This window comes from Ruminobacter amylophilus (genome assembly GCF_900115655.1).
GTDB lineage: Bacteria > Pseudomonadota > Gammaproteobacteria > Enterobacterales > Succinivibrionaceae > Ruminobacter > Ruminobacter amylophilus.
Map to the genome: position 1 here is coordinate 1 of NZ_FOXF01000078.1, position 6,755 is coordinate 6,755.

A 6,755-nucleotide genomic window follows, 5' to 3' on the forward strand; every position below is an offset into this window, starting at 1 on the left:
GTCATAGCTTTCATGACAGTTTTTTAGAAATGACAGGGTATCAGTCTGTCTGATTGTTACATTGCCGCAGTTTAGGACCTGAGCATTTTTTTTCAACTGGTCGCATACCTGTTTGTTAAGCTCAAGCATGGTGACGGTGGAGGCTCCTCTTGATTGGGCTTCAAATCCAAGTGAACCAGCACCGCTGAAGGCATCAAGAACTTTTTTATCCTGAATTTTAAACATGAGCCAGTTGAATAATGTTTCCTTTACTCTGTCGGTTGTGGGGCGAAGTCCCGGCATGTCCATAACAGGTAGTTTTCTGCCTCTGTGCATGCCAGAAATAATTCTGATGATTCCGGCGGATGTGGAATTTGTTTTGTTTTTAACCATGTGTACCCCAAAGCCTATTGAATTATTTGTATATTTTAGAACACGATTTGGGTAAAATAATAATGTTTTTTAAAGAATCATGCCAAGAAATTTCCTGCTTTTAGGAGTTTAGGAATGATTGGTTGCATGAGCGGTGGTAGGGAAAGTCCCAATTCGCTTACAGAAAATGTCTGTGGATACTGCGAAGAACGCATGGCTGTACTGTGAGAATGGTTGTGCTTTTGTAGTTGACACGGGTAGCTCTGGTATCGGGTGTAGTGAGCGATTTATAAAAACACATAACTCTATTTATTAGAATTCATGAAACGGCTTCAGATAGTTCAAATAATTGCTGAACGTCGTGATTTTACATGTTTTAGTATTTTTTAACACATATAGCGTAAAGTAGAACATTATGGCAAAGAAAGGATGGTTTTCCTGGTTTGGTAAGGGGAAACAGACAGAAGATAAAGAAGAAACTTCAGTAGCCGGAGAAATTTCAGACAAAACAAATACGGATGCCGTTTCAACTGCAGAAAAGCAGGATGACGTTTTGCAGAGTAATAATGCTGAATCTTTGAGTAAAGATAAGATTGAGGCAGACAAATTATCAGAAGGTGCCGAAAAGGAGCCGGCTGTAGAAGAACTGTCTCAACCTGAAGAAGTTCTTCCCGTTCCTCAGGAAAAACCAGGTTTTTTCAAAAGACTTGTTAATGGTTTAAGAAAAACCAGAGAAAATCTGGGACTGGGGATTAAGGCTCTATTCAAAGGAAGAAAGATTGATGACGATCTTTTTGAAGAGCTTGAATCAACTTTGATTTCAGCAGATATAGGTATTGAGACAACAGAAAAGCTTATTGAAAAACTTACTGCTGAAGCTTCATTGAAGGAGCTGAAAGATGCGGACAGTCTGGTCAGCAGATTGAATGCGGATTTGCATGAAATTCTGAAGAAGGTGTCAGTTCCTCTTGTTATTGATACATCAAAGAAGCCTTTTGTTATTCTGATGGTAGGTGTTAACGGCGTCGGAAAGACCACTACCATCGGAAAAATGGCCAAATTTTTTGAGGCTCAGGGACACAAGGTAATGCTTGCGGCCGGAGATACATTCCGTGCCGCTGCCGTGGAGCAGTTGAAAGTCTGGGGCCAGCGCAACGGTATTCCGGTTGTGGCACAGAGCACAGGTGCGGACAGTGCTTCTGTTATTTTTGATGCATTATCAAGCGCCAAAGCCAAAGGTTATGACATTTTAATTGCAGATACAGCAGGCCGTTTACAGAATAAGGCAAATCTCATGGCCGAACTTCAGAAGATCGTTCGAGTTATGCAGAAAATAGATCCTGAAGCCCCTCATGAAGTCATGCTGACAGTAGATGCGGGGACGGGGCAGAATGCTATAAGTCAGGTTAAATTATTCGGCGAGGTTGTGCCTATTACCGGTATTAATATTACTAAACTTGACGGTACCGCAAAGGGCGGGGTGATTTTTAATATTGCGGATAACTTCGGTATTCCAATTCGCTTTATTGGTGTCGGTGAAGGTATTGACGATCTTAGAGTTTTTGATGCCGATGATTTTGTAAAAGCTCTGTTTGATGAAGAATAACCAGATGATAAGTTTATGGTAGTGTTCGATGATTGAGTTTAAATCAGTAAGTAAAGTGTACCAGCAGGGACAGATAGCCCTACAGAATATAAATTTTAAGATATCATCAGGAGAGTTTGTATATCTGACTGGGCATTCCGGAGCTGGTAAAACTTCATTAATGCAACTTATAGCGGTTATCGAGCGTGCCAGCATAGGGCAGGTATTATTTAATGGTAAAGATATAACAGATATATCTTTGAAGGAGATACCTTATCTCAGGCGAAGAATAGGTATGATTTTTCAGGATCATCATCTGATGTTAAACAGGACTGTGGCTGAAAATGTGGCCTTACCTCTTCTTATTCGTGATTTTGATGAGGATGAGGCCTATGAACTTGTTAAGCAGACACTGGAAAAGGTCGGTCTTCAAAACAAGGAAGAATTCTACCCTTTATCTCTCAGTACCGGAGAGCAGCAGAGAGTTGGAATTGCCCGAGCTGTAGTTGCCCGCCCTGATGTCATTCTTGCTGATGAACCTACCGGAAATCTCGATAAGGGACTTTCTCAGGATATTCTGGCTCTCTTTGAGCTTTTAAACAGAGACGGAACCACGGTAGTTATGGCAAGTCACGACACTGATCTTCTGTCTACCAGTCCTCATCGCACACTGGTGCTGAATCACGGGCATCTTGTATATGATGGTGAATTCAATAATATTCAGTAAAGTCGAAAGAGGAAATACGTAATATGGGAAGCCTGGTCAGTCTGATAAGACGAAACATTAAAGATATTCATTACGTTTATAATACTCTTGTCAGTGTTAATTTCATGGGAACACTGCTGGCCATTGCTGTGATTGCACTTACTCTGACAATACCATCAATATTCTACGTTTTCTTACAGAATTTCAAAGAATCAACATCTGATCTGACCATAGGCAGAAATATTACGGTTTATCTGAAAAGTGACGTAGACTCAGCCGTTGCTTTTCAGATTAAAGATGATCTTGAATCTGATGTCAGAATCAAATCAGCTGAGCTGATTACTAAGGATGAAGGGTTAAAGTCTTTTGCCGCATCGCTTGGAATCAACGAAAATGATGTTCTAAGCAATTCAGAAAATCCTTTACCTCATGCTGTTGTTATTCTTCCTTCTGAAGATGTTGAAAGCAGTACGGAAAATCTTGAACTTCTTGTTAAGGAAATAAAGAACAACAGATATGTTGATCTGGTTAGAGTAGACAGAGACTGGTTTAAGAAAATCAATTCTGTCACTGATGCAATGCGTTACATTACTGTTGTGATTGCATCAATACTGTTGTTTTCTCTGATACTTACATTGGTAAACACGGTTTCCAACAGAGTGCTGCTTCATCGCAATGAAATTGAAGTGATGAAGCTGGTAGGTGCAACTGACGGCTATATTATTGGTCCATATGTATATTTGGGGATGTGGCTTGGCGTGCTCGGATGTTTTGTGTCTTGGTGGCTGGGAACCATTGTTATTTTCACCACTGAAAGATATTTAAACCATATAGCTGAAGTGTACGGGGCTCATATAATATTTCGCGGAATGAATTTTCACGAATTGATGATAATGTTCGCAGTGAGTACTGTTATGTGTATGATCGTATCGTTTATAAGTGCAAAGAGCAGTATCAATGGTATACGACCTCAGTAATGACAGACCAAGCTCTTTTTTCACAGATTTATCTAAATTTTTACTCAACTTTCCCAGAAAATTTTCTGGGACCAAACCTTAATCCATGCGATCTAGGTGTTCTTTAAAAACTCGCGTTGATTTTTCAGGCATTTTGCCGTGACTTTTTGGGAAATAAATCCTCCCGTAAACGTGTTACAAAATTCTGAACGTGAGCTATCTGTTCGGTAAACCAGCTACTGAGCATTTCACGGGCTAAGGATAAAGCTTTTTCATGGCAGCCTTTTTTGAGCAGCTTCCGGTCACGTAATTCTTTAACATAGCCTGTAAAGGTATTTATTAGAGTATCCAGTGCTATGTTTAAGTGGATTTCCTGCAGTTCCTGCTTACAGTCCTCGAATACTGCTCCAAAGCTTCTAACATCGGTGTTACATCTCTTGAAATACTCCAGCAGTATCGTGCAGATGCAGACCAGAGTGGTGTGAGCAATGATAGAGCTGTATTTACTGGCATAGCATGATTCAAGCCCTAGAAATTGTTTCTGGTTATAGAAGCTTACTTCAATATTCCAGCGTCTGGCATAGATTTTGATAATCTGTTCATCCTCTAAGAAAGTGTAGGTTGAGAGCAGGCAGATATGCTTATCCTCATTGTTACGGTTACGGACAAACACTATCTTTAATGGCATCTGTTCTTTTTTGGATTTAACGATAACGGAACCCATTATTTCTTTACTTGAATCCGGAACACCTTCTCTCAAGAGCTTGGAATATAAGGATTTTAAATCAAAACAGCCTTCATTTTTGTAATGATAACAGGCATTGTTCATGTGCTTTACCATACCGATAACATGGAGTCCCAGAGCTCTGATTTTGGTAACAAGAGATTCTGTGGTAAACCAGGTAAAGTTCGGTTTTTGGTATTCTGCTTTCAATCATTCTTTTATCGATTGACCTTCTGGCATCAATATCCATACTGTCTACAGGGGGCAAGCAGTTCTTATCCTTAGTTGATGATACCATGGCAAAATCTACAGGATATGTCGAATTGCCGTCAGACCAGGCTATTGACAGATATGTAAAGCCTTTTAGAAAAGTATGTGTACAGTGGTCGTAAACTTTAGCAGATAACTGCACTTTGGAGCTTCTGTTTCTATCTATTACAGAGTCATCAATGCAGAATGTCTTGATTCTATCTGAACCTGTTAACTTGCTTGTACGACTGACAACATTGGCTGCCAGCTGAGTCAGCAGACTTCTCCACGAATAGCTTGGTTCTGACATAAATCTGTACAGGGAGCTCTTGGATGTACCATTACTTCCATTCACAGCTATTCCACTCTTTGCATAATGATTAACACTTTTATCAACCATATTGCTTATGAGCAGTTCCTTAATCATTTCTACACTGCATAGACCTTTGATTTTATAGAATCCGGCTCTATTAAGCATGGTGGTAAAACCAAATAAAGAAAAAATGCTGAGAAAAGCGGAATATCTAGAGAAATTCTTGTTCATTTGGTGTATCATAGCCTCGCGTGTTTTGCTTGGTATTCTAATGTTTTTGGTTACTAATTATTACACCATAAAACACGCTTTAAATCCTTATTTTTCAATGGTTACAACGGTTTTTAATTATCGTTTTTCCACCTCAAAAAAAGACTTCAATATTTTTTCTAAAAAAATCTCCTTTGTTTTTATGACCGCTGGCTGAATAGATGTTCAGTTTTCATCAGAACGGTTAATGCTAAACAATGAAATAATCTTTAATTTCGTTGCCTGTTATATAAAGTTTCAGTGTTTCTGCAGGTTTCCGTGTAGAATAAATCCACGGACCTGCAAAATAAATCACTCTGTCAGATTTGTTTGTCAGGGTAGTAGCATTATTCTTGTTAGTTGCCTGTGTGCCGTCACATTCGTCTGATGATTGAAAACCGTCTATTAGAGCCACAGGTGACTGAGATGTTTTAATGTCGGAGGTTACCCCCTGTGATTTGACTTTATCGTCGGTAAAATTCTGAAGTTCTGCTGCTTCCCTGAGTTTGCTTTCCGTAATTCCGTAGATGTAGCATTTTTTCATGAAGGACAATTTGTCGTCAAATCTTAGGATCATCAAACCTGAATCATCAGTTTCTACTCTGATGTGCTTTAAACGCCTTTTGAGATTAAAAAGCAAACCTAAATATGATCTTATCTTTCCGGTATCTGACAGCAGAACCAGTGGTAGCTCAAACAATTCGCCTTCATCAGAAAGTAAAGACGTCTGGTTCTGCAAGTGCACATAAAGTGGTTTGGCGTATTTCATGGTCTGCTGATATTTCCTGTGATAATCGAAACTTGATTTGAACATTTCAAAAAACAGAATGGCAGTAATTACGGACAGGACGACGAATACCAGCATTAATAACATGCGACGCCCATGTTCACCTGTAAAATCATAAACATACAGTATTGAAGGATTTTCTCTGTTGTAGATAAATTTTATTTCATAGTCCATAAATGCTGAACAGCTGATTTCTTTAATATGTATCTGCTTTGGCATTATCTGCAATGCTTCTTCATCCGAAAGGACCTCGGCAGTGTAGCCACATCTATATGTTCCTCTCTCTAAATTTTGCACATATCGACGATAATCCTCGTAAAGAACTTTCGCTGAACCATGACTGTAGCCAGGTAAGGTAATATTGAAAAATTTATATATGCCGATAGGAAATGCGTTCGTATAGAGACACGATGTAAAAAACAACAGTGTAAGCAGAGTGAAAATAACTAGTATTCTTGTGGTGTAGGGACTTTTGATAAGAAACGAGTCAGAGACATATCCCTGATTATCACTTTCAATTATGGATTTAAGTACTTCCCAGCTGTTGGTTCTGTTTCTCATGTTCTCGGATTCCGAAGTAAGAATGACTGATTTTTAATAATGTAAGGGAGTTCTATAAATTGAAATTTGAGTAAAAAAAGAGGTTTGTTTTGACATCTTCGTAATTGTAATGCTAAAAAAAACAACATAATCAAGGACAACCTGATGAAAGATTATATCAGAAATTTCAATCGAGTGGTTCTGTTTTAAGGAGCTTTTCACCAGGCTTCTCACTTGATTATCGGTGAATAAACATTACTCCATGATACCTTACGTGATATAGTTGTTTGTGATG

At 38.9% G+C, this 6,755-nt stretch carries 7 protein-coding genes; 3 read left to right on the forward strand and 4 right to left on the reverse strand.

What is annotated here, in order from left to right:
• A partial coding sequence (gene rsmD, locus BMY80_RS11550; RefSeq protein WP_143066537.1) for a 16S rRNA (guanine(966)-N(2))-methyltransferase RsmD occupies positions 1 to 372 on the reverse strand: 372 nt, incomplete at its 3' end.
• A gap of 394 nt (positions 373 to 766) precedes the next feature.
• On the opposite strand from rsmD, the gene ftsY reads away from it, so the two are divergent.
• The 3 genes from ftsY to BMY80_RS11565 are packed head-to-tail and all read left to right on the forward strand — an operon-like array spanning position 767 to position 3,619.
• On the forward strand, positions 767 to 1,957 hold the full coding sequence (gene ftsY, locus BMY80_RS11555; RefSeq protein ID WP_031580055.1) for a signal recognition particle-docking protein FtsY: 1,191 nt from the start codon (positions 767 to 769) through the stop codon (positions 1,955 to 1,957).
• A 28-nt stretch (positions 1,958 to 1,985) separates the two neighbouring features.
• Positions 1,986 to 2,663 (forward strand): cell division ATP-binding protein FtsE, encoded by a 678-nt coding sequence (gene ftsE / locus BMY80_RS11560; protein ID WP_031580056.1) that lies wholly within the window; start codon positions 1,986 to 1,988, stop codon positions 2,661 to 2,663.
• Between the two features lie 23 nt (positions 2,664 to 2,686).
• Positions 2,687 to 3,619, forward strand: coding sequence for a cell division protein FtsX (locus tag BMY80_RS11565; RefSeq protein WP_031580057.1), 933 nt, complete (start codon positions 2,687 to 2,689; stop codon positions 3,617 to 3,619).
• Between the two features lie 124 nt (positions 3,620 to 3,743).
• Here the strand turns inward: BMY80_RS11565 and BMY80_RS11570 are convergent, their stop codons facing one another.
• The 3 genes from BMY80_RS11570 to BMY80_RS11580 all read right to left on the reverse strand — a co-directional run bounded on the left by BMY80_RS11570 (position 3,744) and on the right by BMY80_RS11580 (position 6,481).
• Complete coding sequence (locus BMY80_RS11570) at positions 3,744 to 4,427, reverse strand: transposase (protein ID WP_177178589.1); 684 nt, start codon at positions 4,425 to 4,427, stop codon at positions 3,744 to 3,746.
• Positions 4,396 to 5,115 carry a transposase gene (locus BMY80_RS12140; RefSeq protein WP_177178590.1) on the reverse strand — a complete coding sequence of 240 codons (720 nt, stop codon included), beginning with the start codon at positions 5,113 to 5,115 and terminating at the stop codon, positions 4,396 to 4,398. The genes BMY80_RS11570 and BMY80_RS12140 overlap by 32 nt, the downstream gene beginning before the upstream one ends.
• Before the next feature lie 229 nt (positions 5,116 to 5,344).
• Positions 5,345 to 6,481, reverse strand: coding sequence for a hypothetical protein (locus BMY80_RS11580; protein ID WP_093143851.1), 1,137 nt, complete (start codon positions 6,479 to 6,481; stop codon positions 5,345 to 5,347).
• Positions 6,482 to 6,755: the final 274 nt, after the last annotated feature.

Bases quoted from the DNA above. Each gene is read 5' to 3' on its own strand.
- ftsY (WP_031580055.1), top strand. From the start codon at position 767: ATGGCAAAGAAAGGATGGTTTTCCTGGTTTGGTAAGGGGAAACAGACA.
- ftsE (WP_031580056.1), top strand. From the start codon at position 1,986: ATGATTGAGTTTAAATCAGTAAGTAAAGTGTACCAGCAGGGACAGATA.
- BMY80_RS11565 (WP_031580057.1), top strand. From the start codon at position 2,687: ATGGGAAGCCTGGTCAGTCTGATAAGACGAAACATTAAAGATATTCAT.
- BMY80_RS11570 (WP_177178589.1), bottom strand. From the start codon at position 4,427: ATGAACAATGCCTGTTATCATTACAAAAATGAAGGCTGTTTTGATTTA.
- BMY80_RS12140 (WP_177178590.1), bottom strand. From the start codon at position 5,115: ATGAACAAGAATTTCTCTAGATATTCCGCTTTTCTCAGCATTTTTTCT.
- BMY80_RS11580 (WP_093143851.1), bottom strand. From the start codon at position 6,481: ATGAGAAACAGAACCAACAGCTGGGAAGTACTTAAATCCATAATTGAA.